This window comes from Ruegeria sp. CK3 (assembly GCF_056536565.1).
This window is the reverse complement of sequence record NZ_JBQFPV010000005.1, coordinates 189,441-212,938: the sequence shown is the minus strand read 5'-3', so window position 1 is coordinate 212,938 and position 23,498 is coordinate 189,441. Positions and strand designations below refer to the sequence as shown.

The window sequence follows — 23,498 nt, the reverse complement described above, 5'->3', positions numbered from 1 at the left end:
CCCGTGGCTAGTTCCCAGTCACCTACTCCCGCGAATCGACCGAGTGCCAAAGTGTTTAGGAAACATCGATTGCAGCACAAACAGGCAGATCTTCAAAGCCTCGGAGGGGTTGAAGATATCTGAGTGCAAATGGTAGTCGGTCCAAAGCCCTTCCAACAAAGCAACCAACGCGTCTGTTGCAAGTTTGGCGCTTACATCCTCGTATTCGCCTTCACCCTTTATTTGTTCCAACAACTCCAGGATCACCGCGCGGAAACCTTTGTCGCGCGAGTCGATGAAAGGAAATATGTTCGGGTTCGAGAGCGCTTCAGCCCGAAAGGAAAACCAGATCGCGACGTCCCGCGCATTTAGGACCAGTGGGTCGAAATCTGCCTTTATAATAGAGACTAGCTTGTCTGCCGGGTCTAACTCTGGATTGACTGCAATGGCCGTCCACTGCTCCGCGTATCGGACTGACAATTCCTCAGCCACTGCAAGCAGCAGCTTTTCCTTGGAACCAAAGTGTAGGTTGACCATCCCTTGCGATAATCCCGACAATTCTTGGATTCTTGCCGAAGTTGTTCCGCGTATTCCGTATCTATAAATGGCGTCCGCAGCCGATTGGATCAGCAGCTTTCGGTTCTGCAATTTACCCAGGTCTCGGGCATTGGTTGGTGTATCACGCTCGAGATTAATCTTATTTCTCCTTCACTGGGGTAGTCGCCTTTGTCTTCTCGCATTTAGCGTTAAGACAGTTCAAGGATTGACATTAAATGAATGCTTGTTCAATTTGTGATTTATATTACATTAAGGTGCTGCATGACCCTTTTCAACTCCGACTTTCGGTCCATACGAGAATGGGACAACGAACATTTCCTGCACCCTTGGGAAGGGATGTCACACCTTGGCCAAAATGAACGAACCTTTGCCGAAAGCGGCCTTGGCGTTCATGTCGTCACAGAGGACGGAAAGCGCCTGATAGACGGCCCTGCTGGCATGTGGTGCATTCAATTGGGCTATGGAAACAACGAGATTGCCGATGCGATGGCTCAGCAGGTGAAACAGATGGCGTATTTTTCGCCCTTCAACAACGCCAACTCAACTCCGGCCCGTTTGGCACATGAAATCGCCAAGAGAACGCCGGGCGATTTGAACCATGTGTTCTTCACGACCGGTGGTTCAACGGCCGTGGATAGCGCTCTGCGGTTTGTACAATTTCGCAATAACCTGTTGGGAAAACCTCAAAAGAAAATCGTGATCTCGCGCCAGAAAGCATATCACGGATCGACCTATTTGGCGGCCTCGGTATCCGGAAAAGAGCGCGACAAAGGGTGGTTGGACCAAGCCTCGGACCTGACGCGGTTTTTGCCGAACGTGAATCCGTATATACGTCGCCCCGATCAGACGGTCGATGACTTTCTGGACGAAAAAATTGCAGATCTGGAGAACATGATACTGCAAACCGGAGCAGACAAGGTCGCTGCCTTCATCGCTGAACCGATACTGTGCTCTGGTGGCGTCATTGTGCCTCCGCAGGGGTATCATCAGCGCTGTCTTGAAATCTGCCGGAAATACGATGTCCTGTATATTTCAGACGAGGTCGTAACCGGATTTGGGCGGCTTGGACATTGGTTTGCTTCAGAAGACGTCTTTGGGATTAAGCCCGACATCATAACCTGCGCCAAAGGCATGACGTCTGGGTACGTACCCATGGGGGCTTGTATCATCTCTGACCGGCTGATTGCAGATGTAAGCGGAGACAATGCGCAGAACGCTACGTTTTCAAACGGCTTCACTTACTCAGGCCATCCAGTAAGCGCGGCGGCAGGCCTGAAGACGATTGAAATCATGGAGCGCGACGGCGTTCTGGAACATGTCCGCGCAATCACACCGCTCTTCGAAGAGCGCCTCCAGGCTCTGGCAGATTTGCCGCTCGTCGGTGATGCGCGCGGCATGGGGCTCGTTGGCTGCGTCGAATGTGTTGCAGACGCAAAAGCAGATAATGCACTGGACCTAGATAAATCTGTCGGCGCTTTGATTGATCATCATTGTCAGGAGAACGGGCTGATTCTGCGGCCGATCATCAACATGTGCGTGTTTTCCCCACCTCTGATCATTACCGAAGGCGAGTTGAACCAGATGTTCGACGTCCTTGAAAAAGGTATCCAGCTGGCAACCGAAGACCTAAAGCAGCAGGGTATGTTTAAACCTTAGGAACTGCCTCGGCGCGCCATCGCGATTTTCATGGTTGCTATGCCTTCGCTTAAGTGCGCTGCGTTTAACCTGCCCGCATCACCTCTGGTGGCAATTTGATCGGGAACTTGGACCGAACCTCCGCATCCGCCTTGCTGCCAAAATAGTTTGGATAGTGATTGGATAGAATGTCGTTCACGACTGACCGGCTCCGTTCAAACATATCCTGACGACCGGCTTTTTGCCAAGTATCGGTTAGCTCCCGATCCATCAGGGTTGGATAGACATACTCAGTCTCCATGTATTGCAAGGTCTGCGTGTTGCCGAGGAAATGACCGGGATCAATTGCACATTCGTGGATGACGTCAACCGACAGAGTGTCGTCGCTCACCTCGATACCACGCAGGGTTCGTGAGATCATACCCGCGGCCTCGTTGTCGATGACCATGGACTCAAAGCTGCAACCCATCAGGCTGCCGAGCATACCGCCAAATTCGCAGAGCCTGTTGGCCCCAGCATGAGCCGCTAGTGCGAAAGTCAACGCCTTTTCCAGACCATATTGTGCGTCAGGAATCTTGGAATCCGTCATGCCGCAACCAACGCTGGTCGGCAGGTTGTAGAAATTGCCCATTTGGATAGCCGCCGCGGATATCAATGCTTGCTCACCACTGCCACCCGTAAATGAACCAGTTCGCAGGTCAGTAATAAACGGCCAAGCTGCAAAGACGACGGGGGTGCCCGGGTTAATCAGGTTGGCAATTGCGACGCAAGATAGGGTCTCGGCTACGGCTTGCGCCAAAGTCCCGGCCAGAGGCGCAGGCGACGTCGCCCCAGCCTGTGGCGGAACAGCTAAATCGCAGACAAGCCCCATCTTCGCTGTATCAATCAGGATCTCCAAGTTTTCCCGCCCAAACCGGAGCGGGGATACTATGGGACAACCGCCAAAAATGACTGAGGGTTTCTCGAGGAATTTACCCTCCCCGCCTGATGCCAGATCGAACAGATGAATCGCGTCCTGAATATGCTCTCGAGTACGGAACGTCAGGCAAGATGGTTTTTCGCTACCCGCCAGAATGGCGTAGAGCATGCTCATGTCGTGCTCGTAGTCCTGTGGCACATCCGTTGCCAAAACCGTATCACCGGTCATGTGGATATTATCGAGCCGGTCAACCAATCGGGTAAAGTCGTAAATGTCTTTGAGCGTCGACGGCCGGTAACTGCGAGTTTCCGCATCAAACGTTGTCACAGCGGTGCCGGAGTTCGCATAGTACACCTTGTCTTTGGTGCAGTGCATGTCATCCTTACCGGCCCGCGATCCGCGTGCATGGACATAGAACTCACGGGCCGCCTTAGCCAAAAGATCTTCCATCAACGCGCGAGGAAAGCACAGCCTACCATGCTCGTTCAACGTCGCCCCTTTGGACAGCACGAGATCGAGAACTTCCTGCGTTGGATCACCGACGCCCGTACGCTCCAGAATGCTAAGGGCGGCCTCGTGAATATTTGACATGTCAGCATCTGAAAGGGGCTTGTAGCGCCCACCCGAAATGCCCGGCCAGATCGCTTGCGAAGCGACGTTGCTGGTTCGCACGGCTGCACGTGCTTCGCGCCCACCCCCGCGCCGTCTTGATCTGCGCTTCGTTAATTCTGTCATAGTATTTCTCCGAATTCTGAGCGTGTCAGATCATGCTGAAGTAATTGCGATAGAAACCCGGAATGCTCCACTCCATCTCGGACAGCGGTCCCGGCACGAAGCGGTGGGAGTTCACGCCCTCTTGGTTGTGACGGATGATCCGCTCATCATCGAGCGACGTGACATGCCAGAGCCATGTAATGGCATCCTTGTTATAGTCCCGACCTTCTTCAGCATCGCCGCGCACATACCAGACGATTTGAATGTCCGTTTCCTGCAGCGCGCGTGGGACGAACCGGTAGCCAACCATGTGATCTGCATAAACAAGGAAGTAGTTCAGCGTCCCGATCCCCAGATCGGTGGCACCGCCATCGTGACCTTTCAGTTCACCCAAAGGCGGCGCCAGCGAAGCGCCATCCTTACTACCGGTCAAATAGCCGGGAAACAGCGGGTAGCGGCGCCAATAGACATCTGCACCCGGGGCGAGCGCGTTATCTCCGGTCAGGTCCAGCTCCTCAACGGGCACTCCGGCTTCTTTCATCCGCTCATGAAGTGCGCCGCTGAACTCCAGAACCTGAGCGGGGTCTTTCAACGAATGGCTGCGCGAATAGTCCTGATGAGACGGCGCGCAGTGGTAGCATTCCAGGTAATTCTCCAAAGCCAGTTTCCAATTTGCTGGAACTGGGTATGAGGCTTCATGAGCGACCTTCAGGTTTTCAAATTCGAACGGTTTTGACAGTGGGGCCAACTGCACCAACGCAGCATCTAGCGGCGGGGCGTCTTCAGCTGCGCAGACAAAAATCAGACCTTGGAATATCTTCACCTGAACCGGGAGCAATCCGTATTGGCCCGGGTCGAAATTCGACCCCATTGAACGCCCGTTTCGTAGCTTGCCGTTCAGATCAAAAGTCCACGCATGATAGGGGCAGATGAAATTGCGTGCCTTGCCTTTCCGTTCAATGCAAACCCGCGATCCCCGGTGGCGGCAAACGTTCAGATGCGCGCGCACCTCACCTTCGCGATCCCGAACGATGATGATGGACTCGGGCCCATAGTCGAACAGGAAAAAGTCCCCCGGTTCTGCGACCTGACTAACATGGCCGACCCAGATCCAGTTACGGTTCCAGAACGCGCCGATATCGTTCTCGTATACTGCTTGAGACGTATAGAAGTGACGAGGCAGGGCGAACCCTTCCTGTTGCGCGTCCATCAAATCGCGCATTACTTGCAGGTCATCTTTTGGCATTGCGCACCTCATGCAGACTCAAGGGAAATGACTTCCCGGCGGAAGAATTCACGGTCGATGTCGTCCGCGTTACGTTCGAAATTCCGGGCAGCCATGTGACCCGAATATACAGCATCCGCGATCAAGCCGGGGTTTGCGGCATCTCCGATTAATTCCAACGTTTTCAGCGGACTTGCCGTCAAACCGCAAAGCTCGTCGTAAAGAGTGGTTTCTCGCATTCGCTGCGTCACCAGTACCACAGAGCTGCATTCAATGGAGTTCTCTCGCCCCGTGTAGACGCACTGCAATGTCGCCTGGCCGGGCGCGATACCGGCCAAGGTCTGGGACAGGTTCAGACGAACGCCTTTTTCCAACAGACTGCGTTGCACTTTAGTCTGCTCCAACGTCAATTCGGTAAACGGCGAAACTATTGAGGCCGGCGTTACAAAGACAACCTCTCGCCCAACCTGAGCCAAATGATCAGCCAAGACTCCACCGAGATAGGCTTGATCATCATCGTAGACCACAATCGGGCCGTCCTGCGGCATGACTCCGGCCACAATGTCATCCGGAGTGAAAATCTGAGAACCTAAACCGATTGATACACCGTGAAATGCAGATTTCCCGCGCCCGTCTCGCCGCCATTTTGCGCCGGTTGCAACAAAGACGTTCGGTATACCCAACTCGATGACCTCACTTGCTGACAAACGGCTGTCGGTGAACAGTTGAACGTTCCCGCGTTGTTGCAGGTCGTAGATTCTGTGATCTGTCACGCGCTTCCAAGCGGATAGCCCGGTCAGGGCAGCTTCCTGCATCACACGGCCGCCGAACTCTTGCTTTGCTTCCGCCAGAGTTACCTCGTAGCCCCGCCGCGCCAATTGCATGGCGCATTCAAGTCCGGCTGGTCCGCTGCCGACAACAAGCGCAGCTTCCTCGTTTACCCGACGCTCAATGATCTCAGGATGCCATTTCCTCCGCCACTCTTCACCCATAGTCGGGTTTTGAGTGCAGCGTATTGGGACGCCGAGAGAGTCGGATGAAACACAGATATTGCAACCGATACACTCACGTATTTCTTCGATGCGATCTTCCCTAATTTTGTTGGGCAGAAACGGATCGGCGATGGATGGTCGCGCCGCGCCGATAAAATCAAGGATGCCCTTCCTGACCAGTGACGCCATCAAGTCCGGCGACGTAAGGCGCCCGACGCCCACAACAGGCTTAGAAGTCACCTGTTTCACGAACTCGATATATGAGGTCTGAAAGCCGTCGCGGGGCTCGAACCGGGTCGTAGCAGAGTCGTTGCTCCAATCCGCCACATTAACATCCCAAAGGTCTGGAAGCTCGGCCAGCAATTCGACTACTGCACGGCCTTCTTCCTGCGCTTGCATCCCCTCTGACCCGAGCATTTCATCAACCGCGAACCGAAGGGCAATGGCGCAATCATCTCCGACCTCTTCCTTGGTTTCTTCCAGAAGCTCGCGGGTAAGTCGCACCCGGTTCTCCAACGAACCTCCATATTCATCCGTCCGATCATTGAACTGTGGCAGCAGAAAATGATGAGGCAATGTCATGTGATGCCCCGCATAGACATACACAATGTCGAACCCGGCTTCGCGCGAACGACGAGCCGCCGCGCGATGCCACTTGCGAAATTCTCGAATGTCAGCCTTGTCCATTGCCCTTGCCTGTTTCGGGTATGGAGTCTGCAAGACAAGTTCTGATGGGGCCAGCAGAGGCGCGCGGGTCAGGTGGTTTTGGGCATGGTGCCCGTTATGCGCCAATTGGATTGCCGCGAGCGAGCCCTTCTCATGAATTGAGTTGGTTATCAGACGCAGTGCGGGAATATCCTGATCGTCCCAAATTCGGTTTTCAGAATAAGGAGACAAATCCGAAGTCGGATGAATCTCGGCCTCCTGAGTAGACACCACTGCCCAACCGCCCTCGGCTTTCATCGCCCGCATGGCAGCTTCGGCCTGAGGTCGCAAATGACCCAAACCATTGCAGTGGGGCACCTGGTAGAACCGGTTTCGAGCCGTTACTGGCCCGATCTTGACCGGTTCGAAGAGAACAGAATACTCGTCAGCGCCTGACATTGCCGCGCTTCCTCCAAGGAAATTGGAAATTGGTTCGTGGGAATGGAAGGATTTCCACCTCCCCACCATTCCCGGGTGTGTTGTAAGAGTGCCCTTAGAAGCCAGCTTTAATGCGCTCGAATTCCTTCAACATCTTGGCCTCCAGCTCGGGGTTAACAGCGTCAAAGAACAGGCTGCCTTCAAAGAAGCTGTCCACATCCGAAAACCCGTAGGTTTCGATCAGCTCTGGGTCTGCCTGTGCAAAAGCGTCTTCGTTGGCGTGGGCGTAACCCCAGCTTTCAATAATGTATTTACCGCTTGCCGCAGAGCTGAGCGCGTTCAGCATGTCATAGACTTGCTCATCCGACTGCTTGGCAGATTTCAGATGCACATAGCCGCAGACCCAAGTCGCGATACCTTTGTCTACATCACGCATCATGACCGCTGGCGTTTCGTTCCAGATCAGGTTCAGTTCCGATTGGTTCCATCCCCAACCCAGCGTGACCTCACCGCTGGCAATTGCCTGATCCAGTTGGCCGGCGTCAGACCAATAAAAGCGCACGTTCGGATGAATCGCGCGCAGGTAGTCCGCCGCTTTTTGGAATTCCTCGTTACTCATATCGGTATAGCTGGAGGCGCCGGTTGCCAATGCCGCCATTGCAAAGGCACTGGAAGCGGCGTCCGGAATGGCGACTTTGCCCTGATATGCAGGATCGGCAAGCAATTGCAGCGAAACGTCATCTGCCGAAATCATATCTGTTCGATAGATAAGACCAGTATTGCCCCATTCGAACGGAACCATGTAGGTCTGCCCATCAATGGTGATGCCATCGACCTCTTTGATCTTGGGCATCAGCTTGTCCCAGTTTTCCAGCTTGCTGGTGTCAATCGGCTTGATCATGTCTGCCGCTACCCACTTTCTCAGGGCATCCGTGCAGGGATGGGCCAAATCAGCTTCAAAACCGGACTGAAGCTTTGTGAACGCTTCTTCCACGCTGCCAAAATAGGTGTAGCTAGGCGCGCCGCCGTATTTTTCGACATAGTCGCCGTAAAAGCCCTGATCCTCATATCCGGACCAGTCAAAAACGGTCAGATCAGCGGCGTTCGCCAGAGTTTGGCTGGCGGCAAAGGTGGCAACTACTGCTGCCATAAGTGATGCTGTTTTATTCATTTGTCTCCTCCCAAAGATTCACGTTTACCCAAGTCAATCACCGAGGCGCTTTGAACGCCAAGCCAGACGGTATCGCCGCGCGTGTGATCGACCGTGTGAAAGTAGTTTGGTACTGCGACGGCGATACTGTCTTTCAGACCATCGACGCGCACATAATAGTGGACACTCTCTCCATAAAAGGCGACGTCCGAAACCTCGCCCTGAACAAGAGCATCGTACCCATCCGGCTTTTCCGCACTGATTTCCAATTGCTCAGGACGAACGCCGACAAGAAGTTCCTTGTCATGCACCTGGACGTTGGGGTTCACCCCGATTTCCATCTTCCCTAAGCCCTTAACGTTGACTTCAAACGTTTCAGCATTCTCTGCAGTCACTACGGCATCCAGAAAGTTCATTCCACCGATGAAAGAAGCCACTTCCCGGTTACACGGTTGGGAATACAGGACCTCTGGCTTATCCACCTGCTTGAGCTGCCCCCCAAACATGACGCCAATACGGTCGGACATGGTCATCGCCTCGTACTGGTCATGCGTGACCATTACAAAAGTTATTCCAAGCTTCTGCTGAAGGCGGCGCATTTCCAATTGCATCGCTTCGCGCAGATTCTTGTCCAACGCAGATAAAGGCTCATCTAGCAGTAAAACCTTGGGTCGCATGACGAGTGCGCGGGCGAGCGCTACTCGTTGCCGCTGACCTCCCGACAATTCGTTGGCCTTACGGTCCTGCAGGCCGCCCAGTTCAACCATCTCAAGCGCCTCGGCAACGCGTTCTTTAATTTCCTGCCGCGAAAGCTTGGTCTTGCGTAATCCGAAGCCAACATTGTCGCCGACATTCAGGTGAGGAAAGATCGCATAACTTTGGAACACCATATTGGTGGGACGCTTGTTCGCAGGCACCTCTCCCATCGTTCGACCATCGATCCGGATCTCGCCTTCTTCGTGATCTTGAAAACCCGCGATGATGCGCAAAGCCGTCGTCTTGCCGCATCCCGAAGGGCCAAGCAGCGAAAAGAACTCACCCTCTTTCAAGGTCAGGTTCAGATCGGACACAGCCACAAAGGAACCAAAGCGTTTTTCGACGCCCTGAATTTCGATGATGTTCTGTTCGCTCATCTTATTCGTTTCCTTTGGCTTCAATCTGACGATTGGATGGAACGGCGGCGGAAATATTCGGCGATCAACAACAGCAGCACCGAGGACAGCAAAAGCAGCGATCCTAGGGCCAACGTGTTGGGCAATTTTGCCGGGAAGCGGATCTGGCTCCAGATATAGACCGGCAATGTCGGGCTGTTCCCGGATAAGAAAAAGGCCAGGACGAACTCGTCAAACGACACCGTAAACGTGACCAAAAGGCTGGCGACAATACCCGGCGCTACGATTGGGAGGGTAACACGCCGAAACGTTCCCACGACGCTTTCACCAAGATCGAATGCAGCCTCCTCCAAGGACTGGTCGAAATCGTCAAATGCAGATTTCATAATCGACACGGAAAATGGCAACGCCACAAACACATGCCCAAGGATCACGGTGGTCAGCGATGGCTTCAAGCCGATGCTGATGAACAGGACCAGCATCGAACTGGCCACGATGATGCCGGGAATGACCAGTGGAAGCATGACCAGTCCCTCAGACAACTCACGCCCCGTGAACCGATAGCGGACATAGGCGCGCGCGGCGAACAGACCCAGAGACGTCGCCATCAGGGCGGTCACACTGCCGACGATCAACGAGTTCACCATAGCCTGTAGCAGCGTGTCCTGCTGCCCCAACTGGGCGTACCACTTCAAGGTGAATCCCTTTAGTGGAAAGGCTACGATAGTTCCGTCGTTGAACGAAAACAGTGGCAATAGCAAAACCGGCAGGTAGAGAAACACCAGATAAGCAATCGCATAAAACAGCAACCATGAGAAACGAAATGCCTTGGTCATCTGATCCTCCGGCCCAATGCGGTAACGACCATCACGAACAGGATTGCAACGCAGCCGACTGAAAGCATGGCAAGAAGAGACAGGGTTGCACCCAACGGCCAGTTATTGGCGGCACCAAACTGCACTTGGATCAAGTTCGCCACCATTTTGCCCTGCGATCCACCGACTAAGGCCGGAGTGACGTAATCGCCCACCGTTGGGATGAAAATGATCAGACAGGCCGCAATGACCCCCGGCACCGTCAGAGGCAGTGTCACGCGAACGAACCTTTCAAGCTTGTTGCAGCCAAGGTCGGTTGCAGCCTCCAATAGGCTGCGGTCGATCTTTTGCAGCGATACATAGATCGGCAGGATAGCAAACGGTGCCCAGGCGTGGGCGAGCGTAAGGACAACAGCGAATTCGTTGTAGAGCAAGAATGTCAGCGGCTCTTGTATCAAACCAAGTGAAATCAGCGCAGAATTCAACACCCCATTGAAGCCAAGAATTAGTTTCCAGCTGAACACGCGCAGAAGGTAGCTGCTCCAAAAGGGAATAGTGATCAGCAACAGCCAGAAGGTCTTCTTCTGTGTCCGAAACGCGATGAAGTATGCAATCGGATAGGCCAGACAAACAGTTGCCAATGTCACCGCGCCTGCAATTGCGACCGAACGGAACATTAGGTGTCGAACCAATGGGTCGGTAAACGCCTCTTGGTAGTTTGCCCAAGTCAAGGTCCGGTCGATCTCGACATAGTTCTGGGTCCAAAAACTGTATGCGACGAGAATGCAAAGCGGCACGACGACAAGCAGACCGACGTAGAGCGTCGCAGGTGCGCTCAGTGCGAGGCCCTTGCCCGTTTCACTTCGTAGTACTCCGGCCATGCTTCCCTGCTGAACTTTGCTTTTTTGGTGGCGCGACCATGTCGATCACAAAATGGACAATCGTCCATTTAAATCTGGAATTTTTGGACTAGTTGTGTCAACTGATAAATTCGCAACCGGGGATGGCCAATTTCACACTGGCCGTTAGAAGGGACCGCAAGAGACTGAAAACAAACAGAGCCGCCTGATCCAATGACTGGAAGACGACAAGAAATACGCGAGCGAAACCGCCTTTCCCTGATCGAGGCAGTACTCGACTCGGTCGCAGAAAAAGGGATTTCCGAAACCTCCGTCAGTGAAATCATTCAACGCGCCGAGTTGTCCCGTGGCATGATTCATCTTCATTTCGGTGGCAAGGACAACTTGGTTGACGAAGCCGCCCGCTACTCCTCCGAACAATACTACAACGGAATTTACGACTTGTTGGAAACGACCGGGCAAACCGGACAGGAACATATTGAGATGATTGTTCGGGGCGACTTAAGTGAAACCATTCTCAATAAGAAAAACGTTTCCATTTGGTACGCGTTTCGAGGCGAGGCCCGAAATAGAACAGCAATCGCTGCGTTTTCAGATACCCGCGACGCTAAGCTTCGGAACCTAGTTTTCAACGCTTTCGCTCGAATTGCGAAAGAAGCCGGAACCGAACGCCCTAATCAAGTTGCTAGGGACGCTACACACGGCACACTCGCAATGCTGGAAGGCATGTGGACCGATTACCTACTCCACCCGGATTCATTTGACCGCGACGAAGCGATGAGAATTGTTTTTCGTTTTCTGCGCGCAATGTTCCCGAATCATTTTGACCTAAGCGGCGCTTTGTTGTCTGAGTAAAGCTTGAGACAGGTTTCCTATCTGGCTGCTTTAGAAGTGGACAATACCCATCTTCCAGTCAACATGATATCAGCGCACATTGGACGCAAAAAGTACAATTGAAGAAGCTGCCAAGTGCTGTCAGAAAAATTCTGAACCAGTCTCAGTTTGCTGCGAAAACCGCGCACCTATCTGCTGCTGTTGCAAGGTGCGTAAAGCGGGCTTCGGCATCTGGTAAGCGAACGACAGAAAAGTCCGCGAAGCAGACATTGAACAGAGTTGCGACGAATGACCATTCTGCGGACAAAGCTGTCGTTGGTTGTTTAGTTTTCGATTTCCGGATTCTACAGGGTGGAGCCCTTTGCAAAGATGCTCTGACACAACCTCTCAATCCGTAGTGTTTGGATTTGAAGCGACGGAAGGACAACTTTCAATCGGTTCGCAAATGCAGTCCACTAATCTAAGGTTATAGAAAAATCAACAGCCTCATGCGGTGTGACCATGAATCCCGAACAAATATTTGCCGTCCTGTCTGCTTTGCTTGGAGAGCCTTCTGATCCGACGGCTTTTGAAGCTCAATTCGCGGGTGGAGCAGATACGCGCTATCCGGTCGAAATCACTCCGTGCACGCGCCCCGTCGTCCCCGATGAGATTGACGGAGAAACTGTAATCTGCGGTATCGTGGCAGTACCTGAGGACCACAGAGATGCTCAAAGCAGGACCCTGGACCTGAGCTTCATCGTTTTCAAGGCTCATTCGCTGGCACCCGTGGCAGACCCGGTTGTCTATCTTCACGGGGGACCGGGCGGCGGTTCAGTTGAATCTGTGCGCTCGCTCAGTCTGTTTTTTGACCATTTGCGGGGGCGAAGGGACGTCGTGGCGTTCGATCAACGCGGCGTCGATGCAAGCGCCCCGGATATGGATTGCTTCGGGACTCTGGCAAAAAACCTGGAGCCAATCGTCGATCAGTTGGGCGGGGCTGACCTACCTCAGCTGGAGACGGCACTTGTTCGCGACTGCATTTCGGAATTGACCGAACGAGGCTTCGATCTTCCGCAGTTCAACACGACCCAAAATGCTTTAGATGTGCGAGCTGTAATGTCGGCTCTTGGCTACGCTGAGTACAATATTTATGGCGTTTCATATGGCACCAAGCTCGCGCTAGAAGTCATGCGCTCTGCGCCAGAGGGTGTGCGTGCAGTCGTTTTAGACAGCGTCGCTCCACCCCAAATCGCGCTTTACGACACTCTGTTCGTCCCACACACCGAGGCCATTTTTAATACGTTCGCACCGTGTGAAGCGGATCCTATCTGTGCGGAGGCGTATCCCGATATAACGCAGCGGTATTTTAACCTCCTTGAAGACTTAGAGGCACGTCCATTGGAGGCTGCGGGGATTGAGATATCCGGGCAAATGCTTTTCAGCATTTTTTCCGGCAGAAACGATTGGTCCGACCCAACGATCCGGGGCTTCACCACTTACGCGCCCGCACTGGTCAGAGAGCTTGAGGACGGAACGGTCGACCTCATCACACAAATCATCAACGGTGACCTTCCACCCCAGCCCTCCGCAGAAACGTTGTTGGCGGGTACGTTGGACCTGAGCGCCGATGAAAAGGCTCTGGCGCAAGCTGCAATCAACGCCATGTCGCAAATGGAAATTGCTTCCGACACTGCGTCCTCGGCTTTGGAGCAACTTGAAGCGGATCGCGACCGAGATCTAGAACCGGCCTCCTTGGGAGAGTTCTTTGACGATGCTCTTGAAGATGCTCTGGCCGGGTTGCCTGATCGGGCGGATCGTTTGGCGTTTGCGCAAGACTATCTAAACCTACGGTTTGAAACGCCGCGTGCTGGAGCGTTGCTGGACCTAGTCCGCGCCCATTTCAATGAAGCGACAGCAGGACGGTTGGCCTCATTGGTCGCTTTGCTCAGCCCCGAAGATGTCGAGCGCGTTTTCAACTTGATCGCAACAGATAACGCAGCTTTGCAAACCATTATGGAGGGTGAATTCGAGCTCTTGCTCTACGCTTGCCAGGAAGATTTTGTAGACGGTTTCAACTCGGCGGCGGGGTTTGGCGCTTTAGTAGCAGAGTTGGGATACGGTCCATTGATGACAGCGGCTCTAGCTGAAATTCCGAGCCTATTTGCAGATTGCAGCGAGTTCACACCGGCACCTCGAGACAACTACCTTGAACCCGTGCTTTCCGACATCGCGGTACTGGTCCTGTCTGGTGAGATTGACACACAGACCGCATCTTCCTGGGGTGGACTAGCGGCAGACACTTTGCACAACAGTCAGTCGTTCCTGTTCCCGGAAACAGGGCACGGGGCCCTTGTTTTCAGCCAATGCGCCCGCGATATTGGTGAAGCGTTTCTGGAAAACCCCGGGGCAGGCATCGATAGCACATGCGTCTCGGATCTAAGGCTACCGTATTTGATGCCGGACGGCAGCTTGCATAGTGTCGAGAATTGAAGACCGCTTAGGCAAATGGAGAGTCCAATGAAGGCCCTGATCACAGCAACGATTTTGGCGATTGGCTTTGCATCGTCTGCCCATGCATTTGACCGTCAAACGACTGACGCGCTTCAACTGTGCCACGACTATTTGTGGGATGTACCCGAATATGCTGACCTGCCAAACGCCGCGATTTCCGTATTTCCGGGCATTTTGAACGATCAAAGTATCGTCGTTTTCTGGAATGTGTATTGGGACGACCCAACAATACGCGCGGCAGGCAACTGTACGATCATTGACGGCGCGGTGAAGGGTTTTGAAGATTATCTGGCGCAGGAATAGGACAAGACCCGTGCCGTCTTTTGCAAAAACGTGGCGCGGGTCGGAGACTTCATGAAGCGGTCAGCGTTTTTCTGGCTAGCGGCTGCGCTTCTTATAGCGGCGGGCATAACTTGGCTTGTATCTCGCCCTCTTTTACGGATTGAAACACTCAGAGACTTGGCTGAGGCAGTACCGCCTGAACCGGCGCTCCTGAACGCATCAGAGTTGGAGCAACGCCTTCTGGCAGTCGGCCTTCACCCGACCGGTCAGCTAAGCGATCTCGGCGTCGATGACCACCTTGCTCGGCTGGAAGCCGACAAGGTCGACGCAGCTACACTGAGCGCGTATGCCGATGCCATAGGAGAATTGTCGGCAGTCAGCGCGGATCGCGGTCAAGCCTTGCCGCCGACGCTTTGGGATGTGAGCACGCCAGCGCTTCGTGAGGCGGGCTGGACTGTATACACACTCACCGAAGCAATGGCATCAGATGCCGGAGCAATTCACGTCGCACTTCTATCTGATGCTTACGCGGCTTTTCTCGAGCGCAAGCCCAATGCATTGGAAGGCGCATTGGCGCTGCTGCCGCTTTCCCGTAACTATGTCGAAACGCTGCCAGAGAGTGCGCGAGCAGAGCGTGAACGCCATGCCAAGACAGAGGGACAGGCCACTCTGTTGATCTGGCAAGCTCTGTTATCAGGCACAAGCAGGTACAATCCCTTAACGCACCGCCCCCTGTGGAGCCACGGCTACATCGGCCACTTTAGTGTGCCGCACATCCATCAATATGCAACGGGCGAAGGCCTAACCGCGAGCCAGGTTTGGGGAGTTGACGGGTTCAATCCCGCGTTCGTCGGCCCCCCTACTAATAGCAACCAAGTGGAACATTTGGGCATTAGCGCATTGCTACAGGGCGTGGCGCATGTGCCGGGCGCAGTCTTAGCCGCCACTGAAGCATTCGAAGTCTTCGTCGATCACGATGACCCAGCCGCTGCCCGAGCGGATAGGGCATTGAACGACGTCGTGAGAACAGTACTTCTCCCCCGCATGGAGGAAGATCCGAACGCGCTGGTCTCTGCATTGACTATAGCACTCCAATAGCGTTGCCACTTTGTCAGGCCAACTTTGATGCCGTTATCCGCATTATCGAGATAGTCTGTTTCTTTATCCTGGGCGGCAGTCCGGAAGCGGACAGTCGAAATAGGTGCAGAAATCTGCCGGTTTGGGCTCAGTATTGCCGTTCTCTGCGGTTTGCATGGTTGGCGGGTCGCAGCCCCAAGCGGACATTTTATGAGCTACTGCACTTCGCAGTCAGGCACAGCTTCAAGGCTGATGCCTTATCTAGACTTAACAATCGCTCTTTTTGGAAATGTGTGTTCGGTTAGCGCATCTGGCCTAGAAGCAATTTTGCGTTTAGCGTGGTGCCCACTGTGGGAGTTCAGTCTTTGGAAAGACGTCTAGCAGCGATACTTGCCGCCGATGTGGTTGGCTATAGCCGTCTTATTCGAAATGACGAAGCCGGCACGCTTGCAAGGGTCAAATCCCATCGCGAGCAGTTTTTTGAACCAATTGTCGCTTCGCGACATGGGCGCATCGTCAAATTGATGGGCGACGGCTTGCTTCTTGAGTTTGCAAGTGCAGTTGAGGCCGTTCGGTGTGCGTTGGACATGCAACACTATGTAAGCGTCGCTAATGCGGACCTGCCGCAAGATTCGCAGGTGCGATACCGGATCGGTCTCAATGTTGGCGACATTGTCGTCGATCAGGATGACATTCACGGCGATGGTGTAAATGTCGCCGCACGCATTGAAAGCCTGGCTGTCCCGGATGGCATTTACATGTCGGCTAGCGTTTTCGAACAGGTTCATACCAAGCTCGATCTCACCATCGAAGATTTGGGGATGCGAGAGGTCAAGAATATCTCCGAACCCGTTCACGTCTACAGCCTTACAATGGATGAAAAGGCAAAAGCCATCGTTTCTCCTATCGTGCCACTTACGAACAAGCCTTCGAAAAATCGCCTGATCATGGTTAGTTGCACCGCAATTGTCCTGGCGTTAGTAGTCGCGGCATGGCTTCAACCTTGGTCCGTGGTGCAATCTCCGGACACGGATGAACAAGCCGCCGCCCTGTCTGGCAAACCCTCCATCGCGGTCATGGCGTTCGACAACCTCAACAACGACCCGAGCCAAGATTACCTCAGCGACGGACTGAGTGAGAACATCTTGACCGCCTTGTCCCGTTTTTCAGACTTCTTCGTAGTCGCCCGAAATTCGACATTTTCATATAAGGACACTCCGGCAGATATACAGAAAGTGTCAGAAGAATTGGGTGTTCGCTACATTGTTGAGGGGAGCGTTCAAATTGCCGGTGAGCGTTTGCGCGTGACGTCTCAACTCATTGATGCGACGACGGGCCAAAATATCTGGGCAGACAGCTATGACCGAGACCTACAGGACATATTTTCAGTACAGGATGAGATAACGCGAACGATAGCTTCGCTTCTCTCCACTAATATCGATCTGGCGGAGTACAGCCGCCTCAAGCATCAGCCTACTGATAGTCTTGGCGCATACGAATTGCGCAAACGCGCGCAGGAGGAGTGGTTTACCTTCACAAAAGAAGGAAACATCAGGGCGGAAGAGCTTAGCGCAAAAGCCATTGCTCTCGATCCGAACTATGCCGGGGCGTATGTCGAAAACGCTTGGGCACATATTAACGGGTATCGTTGGGGGTGGACGAACTCTTTAACGCGCGAGGAATCACTGGAGCGCGCGTTTGAGATGGCGCGGAAAGCCATTGAACTGGAACCCTTCAATTTCAAAGGTCATTGGGTCTTAGCCAATGCAACCACTCAAAGCGGTAACCTTGAGCGGGCTGCTTCGCTTTACGACAAAGCAATTGCTCTGAATCCAAATTCGGCATCCGTTCTGGCAGATTCCATCGACCCTCTCGTCTATGGCGGCAAGGCGCCTGAAGCCGTTGAGCGCATGAAACTGGCGATCCGGCTGAACCCACATCACCAAGACTGGTATCTTTGGAATCTGGGTTGGGCTCAGTACTTCACCGAGGAGTATGAAGATGCAAAGGCTTCCGTTGAACAAATGAACGAAATACCCGACGGCTTGAAACGCACCTACGCGCCAATTCTTTTACGCCTTGGTCTTCCCAGTGATGCGCAGACTATTATCGATGAGTTTCTAGCGGCCAATCCCGAATTCACTATCCAAGAGGCGATGAATGCGCCATTCGAGAGTGAGGCGTATCTCAATCGGTGGGTAGAGGATCTGCAAAAATTGGGTGTGCCTGATACCAAAGAATGAACGATTTTTCGAGTTTGCTTTGCGGATGTCGCTACCAGACTCAGACACCCACAACTATCGCGACAAACTTTAATCCTGCGATTTGCGGCTGTGGCTTTGTAGTGTTTTCAGCCCAAAACGGGCCTTGCTCGTCGGGCTTTGCAAACGCCTATTTGCGGACAAACGCCGCCATTCAGCTTCAAAGACTGATCCGTCAGGATAGAGCAGTCTCCAAACGTTCCAACGAATTCTGCGGCCACACCTCATCGAATTTGTAGAATTCCTCGAAGATAGGAATTTCCTTGCTGAGTGGCACCCAGGCCTGTTTGCTGCTCGTGAAAATCTGTGCATCTGGAGGACATTGATCCGGGTTTTCCAGTGTTCCGACGCGCACGTACCTTAGCTTTCCAAGGCGGATCATGTAGCTGCTAAAAACGGCGACGCCGCAATCCCTACAGCGCGTAATAATCTGACCTTTCCCGCTCGGAGTGGAGAGCTCATTTTCGGTGATTGGCCCTTTGCACTTCACGCGATCAGCCTCAATGATGGCGTTCAAGACGTAGGCTGCTCCGGTTTGTCGCTGACATTCGCTACAGTGGCAGCAATGCACGAACATGGGTTGTGATGTCATCTGATAGGTTACGGCTCCGCAACCGCATTTCCCTTTGATCATTATTTCCCCCGAGTTGTTTCCTAGCTTTCAGCCATGGCCCTTATTGGACCAGCTCATAATGCTTGATAGAACGCGACTCGACCAATTCGGCCTCCGCCGGATCGATATGCGGGCTCTGGTAGTTTTCGCCGACAAACGCCTTTAGTGATTCTAGGTTTTCCCACACCATGACAAAGCTGAATTCTCGTGGTGTGTCAGCACGTGCGGCACCAGGAAACACTTGAACGATGCCCTTAGTACCTCTCATCAAGGGTATAGCTGTTTCATGGAAGAACTTGCTGAACTCTTCCTCTTTGCCTGGCCGAGTCACGACCTGAAAGATGCGCAGGATCATTTGTCCGAACTCCGTAAAGTACGGTTCCTGAATGTATGAGCGCCTCTGGTTCTATGACCATATCATTTTGCTACGGGTGTGTCTGCTTTGGGCTCCGACGTGGCCATTCTCCGCGGCCTGCATGAATAGCTGGTCGCAGCCCAAACCGGACATTCGAAACTGGGATTCGCAACTCCCGAGATGCGGGAAGAGGTGGCCATTTCCTTTTTGTACAATTGAATGCGACAAGCCAATGCGAGTTTGTTTCGGGAATCAAACTTGCGGTAAGACAAATGCGTAGAGGCGTGACTTTTTTCCATCATCGGTCAAGATGTATAGAACGCCACCACTTTCATCCAAAGCTATCCCCTCAGGGTTCTTCACTTCCTTTACTTCATCCTTTTTGGAGTAAATTATGTCGATAGTTTTGACCGTCAGAACTTCAGGATCAAAAACGAATATTCGGCGCCCTTCATCGCTGAGTATCCATAAAGACTTGGTCTCGCCGGACCAGGCGATCCCGCTGATGTCTAATTCGTCATCGTCGGCACGAGATGAAACAAAACCAGCTTCAGCCGTTAATGGAACTACTCCAATAATTTCATCAATTTCCGAGGAAATGACGAGCAGAAGCCTTGGCTGGCCCTCAATGACTACGAATACTTGCCCAGAGTCTTGATCTACAGTGATCCCTTCCGGTCCCTTGTTCAAAGGGTTCTCAGCAAGCATTTCCGCAACTTTGCCGTAGCCCCTGAGTGAAGAAAGTGGAGTAGAATTGACTTTGATTGGGTCCGTAGGTTGGACCGTTACAATAGATCGGTCAGTTTCTTGTAACAGCAATACAGACCCATCATTTCTTCCAGCGACACCTTCCAAGTCTGCACCTAGATGTTCTGGAAGTTTGAACGAATTCTTTAGCTCTCCATCTACTCCCAGAAGGTGCAGCTTCGATGCTTCATCGCTTACTGCCCACAAGAATCCATGAACACTGGAAAGCGACAATCCGGATGGCTCAGAAAAGCCCTCTGATTTGTCTGCCACTTTGTAAGACTCAATAAGTTCCAACATATCAGTCTGCGCTCTCACTGGGCTGGTTAACGCCAAAGTGTTGGCGACCACAGCAAGGCTCGCGCAAATTACCTTCGCTACTCTTCGTTTGTGCCGGTCATTTGACTGGTTCATTCGAGATAAATCTGCGCTTGTGTGGATCTGGTTCATATTCGATCAAAAATCGATGTTGTCCAACCTAACACAGTATTTTGCGGAAGTATGATGTTTGATCCCGCAAGGCTTTACCGAATGTAAATTCATAGGGTTGAATTAGTTTATGGGCGTGCGACTTGGTCGAGAGGTGTGGAGTGATTGCTTCAAGTTACGCACTTTGGAGCGACTATTCGACGGTACAGCGGGAGGGAAAGACTTTTGAGTAAGCTGTTTTCAATAGCATCGGTCCTTTCGGCCGTGCTTTTGCCTAGTATTGGCCATTCTCAAATTGATCCTGCTTCCTTGCTCGCAGGAACGTCCGAATCAGAGATAGTGATTGAAAGAGGCTGGACTCAGTTCCGCGGCAAGCAGGAACTCTACTTTTTCACGCTAGACGTCATTGTAACGATCATTTTGACCGCTTTGATTGTTTATCATCCCGTTCGACGTAAAGCACGCCGAAGTGTCAGCGATCTGGTTATGCCCAGACTGTTCTTCCTTTACGCGCTAATTGGAATGGCTGTGGGATTCCTGGTAGTCCAGCACGGGTCAATGATTGGGTTCGTTATTTTTGGCATCGGCGCGTTGCTCAGGTTCCGCTCCAATCTGGATGATCCGGTCGATACAGTCGAAATGATAATCGTAACGGTTCTTGGTCTTGCCGTCGGTTTGGGCTTACCGCTGATGGCCACTCTGGTGGCGATTGTGTGTTGGTGCTTCATTTGGCTCGGAGGGCGAAACAAGGGCGTGGAAGTTTCGCTCAAGGCTTCGGATGAAGAACACTCATTGAAAGTCAGCCAAGACATTGAAGCCATGGCCGCAGACGCTGGCTGGAAGCTTGTCAGAAAACACCACGTCCCAGGAAAATCTCGCGTTTCGTTGCTTTTCATCACCTCGGGAGGACTTTCAGAAGCCCGGATAGAAGAGATGGTAAACGATCTGGTCCCAGAAAAAGTCGAACTGAAACTCAACCTCTAGTCATTTCACAAGGTCTAATCGTTTCAAAACAGCATTCGGAGATCTGATCTCTTTCGGGAGCGACTTGAAGTTTACCGACCTTTCGAAATCAGGCCCTCGATATACTGCTATCCCAAACTCTCCGTTCGGCTGGAACTTAACATGAGTGAAGCTGTGAGGTGATCTGGCGCTATCGCCAATAAGCCGACGCGGACCACCTCCCAAACAAGCTTGAGAGACGTAGGCCACACCGTCTTTCCAACCGGGATAGAAGGCATGATGGTGGCCTGACAGGTGCAGAACGACACCGCTTTCCAGGTAGATTTTCTCAAGTGTTGAGTCACCGATGATTTCGCGTTCGCGCTGGATCGCGAAGGGCCAAAGCGGAAGATGACTGAAAGTCACAATAGGGTCTCCATTTGCACCCAGTTCCACAAGTCGGTCCTGTTGATCACCGGATAGCGGCCCTAAGGTCGTAGCATCCAAAGATGCAAACGTTACGCCCTGCATCTCAAACGCGTAGAAGAACGGGTAGTCATCCGAAACCAGGAAGTCGACGTCTGGTTTTCTTGGTTCCCATTCTTCTGCGTATATTTTTCTTTCACGCTCGAACCCACGGTACGCAGAGGCATCATGGTTCCCAGGCGTGACCGCAAATGGAATGCCGGCAGCCTCTAAAGGGTCTGATACGGCCTCGTGAAACGCCTTCCACATCTCCCTGACCTGTTTGTCGGATAAGTTGGGGATGCGCTGTCCCGCAACCATATCTCCGGTCGAAATAACCAAATCGGGATCAATCTCGACTATCCGCTCAATCGCTTTGTCGACGCGGGCATCGTATCTTACCGAACCATAGCTTCCGTTCAGATCCGATATGACGATAACATCCAATGCCACCGCTTTGCAGGCGATCAGAGCGGTCCAAATGAACGCCGTAAAAAGGGTGGAAAGCTTACGGGGCATTACAGTCCACTGCCTCTACCTCGGTGTCGTTTCTCAAAAAGAATGTGACAGGATCCAAGTCGAACATTAAATCACCATTAGAACAATTGTCCTGGAGAATGGACGTTGCCAGCTCGGTGTTTTTCACAACTTGGGCAATCTGACTGTCTGACAACCCAAAGCTTTGCGACAACCAGCCGTAGACGGGACCTTGAGATTGAAGATCATTATTCAAAGCAACCAAGCGCCGGTAGGTGCTTGGAGAGAAGTGCCGCATTTTCTCCAGCATTTGAGTAGATTTCGAGAAGTTGGCATACTCGACCCGCCCCCCAGCATCGTTGTCGTTTAGATTGCTTCGACGGATCAAAAGCGCGTGGGCAGGAACATCTCCATCCTTTGGCTGATGGTGCTTCGCTTTCTTATGCTTCAGCTTTCCGTCTTCGACCCAATACCAATAGGGTGTGAAGTCTATGTTTCCTACGCGGTCCTGCTGGCTAAAGATGAAGTCGAGGAGAACAATTTCGGAGAGTTCTTGCATCCAAAATGCCATCTGTTGGTCGCTGACATCGGGACCGAGATCCTTGTTGATCATCCGGTCTTTTCTGCCTTCTCCGACGCCCTCTGCGATTGCCTCTGACAATGGTTTTGAAGACCGCAAAGCCAAGAAAGCGGGGGTTTCCTGAAAATCGCGGTTCTGACCTTTCCCCCAACCAGATTTACGGGTGCCGTTGATTTCCGAGCCGTATCGATGCCCAGGGCTATCAAGCAGCACACCATATATTTGCGTTCGATCTGCGGTGAACAGATCGTCGGTTGGCTGGTATGAGTTCGGGTCAGCATCCGCAGCTGCGAAGACCCGCCAGCCTTCGTGGTTCATGCGCCCGCCATGAGAGCCACCAGAAATCGCAAGGCCAGGCTCGGCGACCTCGGAGAAATGCGCCTGGGCGTCCATGCTACGCCAAACGGCGACTGGAACTTTGACAGTCGCGTCGAAATATCTGGAGAAATGATAGTAAAGCAGTGAAGACGTGGAAAACGTTCCACTGGTGCCTTTTTGGTTCATGGTGGACTTGAATTTAGCCACCCTGTCCATGGCCAGATCTTTTGCTGCCTTCCCCTCTTTGCAAGCGTTTCTCTCGAATTCAGAACGGTTCCCCATGTAAGGTCCTTCCGAAATATTGTAGACGGCCATTCCTGGGCTGGTGCTCCAGGTTTTCGGGCAAATGGCAATTTCGGAGGCATAGAAATCGATCTCGCAATAGGCAGTTTCTTCTTCAAGATCGCTGTTCTTGTACTCGCCCGTTGGAACTTTTTCGATCCGAATACAGCGTTCCATAACACCATTGGGACTACCAAATGTCGTGGCTTCACCTAGAACATCGTCGTTCGCCCACAAGACAGTGGGTGCAATGAGAGCAAGTGACCCCAGAAGATTGAACTTCATTTGGATAGTCCTCCCG

Annotated in this window: 20 protein-coding genes; 7 read left to right on the top strand and 13 right to left on the bottom strand. The window is 52.7% G+C overall.

Annotated elements, in window-relative coordinates; all coding sequences use genetic code 11:
* Positions 1–18: 18 nt before the first annotated feature.
* A complete protein-coding gene (locus tag ACR0C3_RS08705; RefSeq protein WP_170565504.1) occupies positions 19–627 on the bottom strand; it encodes a TetR/AcrR family transcriptional regulator in 609 nt (202 codons plus the stop codon).
* A gap of 171 nt (positions 628–798) precedes the next feature.
* Between ACR0C3_RS08705 and ACR0C3_RS08700 the strand changes: the two genes are divergently transcribed.
* Positions 799–2,193 (top strand): aminotransferase, encoded by a 1,395-nt coding sequence (locus ACR0C3_RS08700; protein ID WP_480758082.1) that lies wholly within the window; start codon positions 799–801, stop codon positions 2,191–2,193.
* A gap of 64 nt (positions 2,194–2,257) precedes the next feature.
* On the opposite strand, the gene ACR0C3_RS08695 is transcribed toward ACR0C3_RS08700, so the two are convergent.
* The 7 genes from ACR0C3_RS08695 to ACR0C3_RS08665 form a co-directional block, all read right to left on the bottom strand.
* The gene (locus ACR0C3_RS08695) at positions 2,258–3,826 is read right to left on the bottom strand and encodes a trimethylamine methyltransferase family protein (RefSeq protein ID WP_170565509.1); all 1,569 of its coding nucleotides are present in this window, start codon (positions 3,824–3,826) and stop codon (positions 2,258–2,260) included.
* 25 nt (positions 3,827–3,851) lie between these two features.
* Entirely contained in the window at positions 3,852–5,051 is a 1,200-nt protein-coding gene (locus ACR0C3_RS08690) for an aromatic ring-hydroxylating oxygenase subunit alpha (RefSeq protein ID WP_170642949.1), read from the bottom strand.
* 8 nt (positions 5,052–5,059) lie between these two features.
* The gene (locus ACR0C3_RS08685; protein WP_170660088.1) at positions 5,060–7,126 is read right to left on the bottom strand and encodes an oxidoreductase; all 2,067 of its coding nucleotides are present in this window, start codon (positions 7,124–7,126) and stop codon (positions 5,060–5,062) included.
* A 94-nt stretch (positions 7,127–7,220) separates the two neighbouring features.
* Entirely contained in the window at positions 7,221–8,276 is a 1,056-nt protein-coding gene (locus ACR0C3_RS08680) for an ABC transporter substrate-binding protein (protein ID WP_480758081.1), read from the bottom strand.
* A complete protein-coding gene (locus ACR0C3_RS08675; RefSeq protein WP_170642951.1) occupies positions 8,273–9,388 on the bottom strand; it encodes an ABC transporter ATP-binding protein in 1,116 nt (371 codons plus the stop codon). The genes ACR0C3_RS08680 and ACR0C3_RS08675 overlap by 4 nt, the downstream gene beginning before the upstream one ends.
* 20 nt (positions 9,389–9,408) lie before the next feature.
* Positions 9,409–10,203 carry an ABC transporter permease gene (locus ACR0C3_RS08670; RefSeq protein ID WP_170565526.1) on the bottom strand — a complete coding sequence of 265 codons (795 nt, stop codon included), beginning with the start codon at positions 10,201–10,203 and terminating at the stop codon, positions 9,409–9,411.
* Positions 10,200–11,063, bottom strand: a complete 864-nt coding sequence (locus tag ACR0C3_RS08665) for an ABC transporter permease (RefSeq protein ID WP_170565529.1) — start codon at positions 11,061–11,063, stop codon at positions 10,200–10,202. The genes ACR0C3_RS08670 and ACR0C3_RS08665 overlap by 4 nt, the downstream gene beginning before the upstream one ends.
* Before the next feature lie 192 nt (positions 11,064–11,255).
* On the opposite strand from ACR0C3_RS08665, the gene ACR0C3_RS08660 reads away from it, so the two are divergent.
* The 5 genes from ACR0C3_RS08660 to ACR0C3_RS08640 all read left to right on the top strand — a co-directional run bounded on the left by ACR0C3_RS08660 (position 11,256) and on the right by ACR0C3_RS08640 (position 17,971).
* A complete protein-coding gene (locus ACR0C3_RS08660) occupies positions 11,256–11,897 on the top strand; it encodes a TetR family transcriptional regulator C-terminal domain-containing protein (protein ID WP_480758080.1) in 642 nt (213 codons plus the stop codon).
* Between the two features lie 480 nt (positions 11,898–12,377).
* Positions 12,378–14,348: an alpha/beta hydrolase gene (locus ACR0C3_RS08655; protein WP_480758177.1), complete on the top strand. Its 1,971-nt coding sequence runs from the start codon at positions 12,378–12,380 to the stop codon at positions 14,346–14,348.
* A gap of 27 nt (positions 14,349–14,375) precedes the next feature.
* Positions 14,376–14,672, top strand: coding sequence for a hypothetical protein (locus ACR0C3_RS08650; protein ID WP_170768558.1), 297 nt, complete (start codon positions 14,376–14,378; stop codon positions 14,670–14,672).
* 156 nt (positions 14,673–14,828) lie between these two features.
* On the top strand, positions 14,829–15,749 hold the full coding sequence (locus ACR0C3_RS08645; RefSeq protein ID WP_480758079.1) for a hypothetical protein: 921 nt from the start codon (positions 14,829–14,831) through the stop codon (positions 15,747–15,749).
* Positions 15,750–16,093: 344 nt separating this feature from the next.
* Positions 16,094–17,971, top strand: coding sequence for an adenylate/guanylate cyclase domain-containing protein (locus tag ACR0C3_RS08640; protein ID WP_480758078.1), 1,878 nt, complete (start codon positions 16,094–16,096; stop codon positions 17,969–17,971).
* Positions 17,972–18,164: 193 nt separating this feature from the next.
* On the opposite strand, the gene ACR0C3_RS08635 is transcribed toward ACR0C3_RS08640, so the two are convergent.
* The 3 genes from ACR0C3_RS08635 to ACR0C3_RS08625 form a co-directional block, all read right to left on the bottom strand.
* Complete coding sequence (locus ACR0C3_RS08635) at positions 18,165–18,623, bottom strand: GFA family protein (RefSeq protein WP_480758077.1); 459 nt, start codon at positions 18,621–18,623, stop codon at positions 18,165–18,167.
* Positions 18,624–18,663: 40 nt separating this feature from the next.
* Positions 18,664–18,957 (bottom strand): putative quinol monooxygenase, encoded by a 294-nt coding sequence (locus ACR0C3_RS08630; RefSeq protein WP_480758076.1) that lies wholly within the window; start codon positions 18,955–18,957, stop codon positions 18,664–18,666.
* A 252-nt stretch (positions 18,958–19,209) separates the two neighbouring features.
* Positions 19,210–20,154: an SdiA-regulated domain-containing protein gene (locus tag ACR0C3_RS08625; RefSeq protein ID WP_480758075.1), complete on the bottom strand. Its 945-nt coding sequence runs from the start codon at positions 20,152–20,154 to the stop codon at positions 19,210–19,212.
* A 204-nt stretch (positions 20,155–20,358) separates the two neighbouring features.
* On the opposite strand from ACR0C3_RS08625, the gene ACR0C3_RS08620 reads away from it, so the two are divergent.
* Positions 20,359–21,117 carry a DUF4956 domain-containing protein gene (locus ACR0C3_RS08620; protein WP_480758074.1) on the top strand — a complete coding sequence of 253 codons (759 nt, stop codon included), beginning with the start codon at positions 20,359–20,361 and terminating at the stop codon, positions 21,115–21,117.
* Here ACR0C3_RS08620 and ACR0C3_RS08615 read toward each other — a convergent pair whose 3' ends face one another.
* Together ACR0C3_RS08615 and ACR0C3_RS08610 are read right to left on the bottom strand one after the other, a co-directional pair.
* Positions 21,118–22,059 carry a metallophosphoesterase family protein gene (locus tag ACR0C3_RS08615; protein WP_271952812.1) on the bottom strand — a complete coding sequence of 314 codons (942 nt, stop codon included), beginning with the start codon at positions 22,057–22,059 and terminating at the stop codon, positions 21,118–21,120.
* On the bottom strand, positions 22,049–23,482 hold the full coding sequence (locus ACR0C3_RS08610; protein ID WP_480758073.1) for a hypothetical protein: 1,434 nt from the start codon (positions 23,480–23,482) through the stop codon (positions 22,049–22,051). The genes ACR0C3_RS08615 and ACR0C3_RS08610 overlap by 11 nt, the downstream gene beginning before the upstream one ends.
* Positions 23,483–23,498 lie beyond the last annotated feature (16 nt).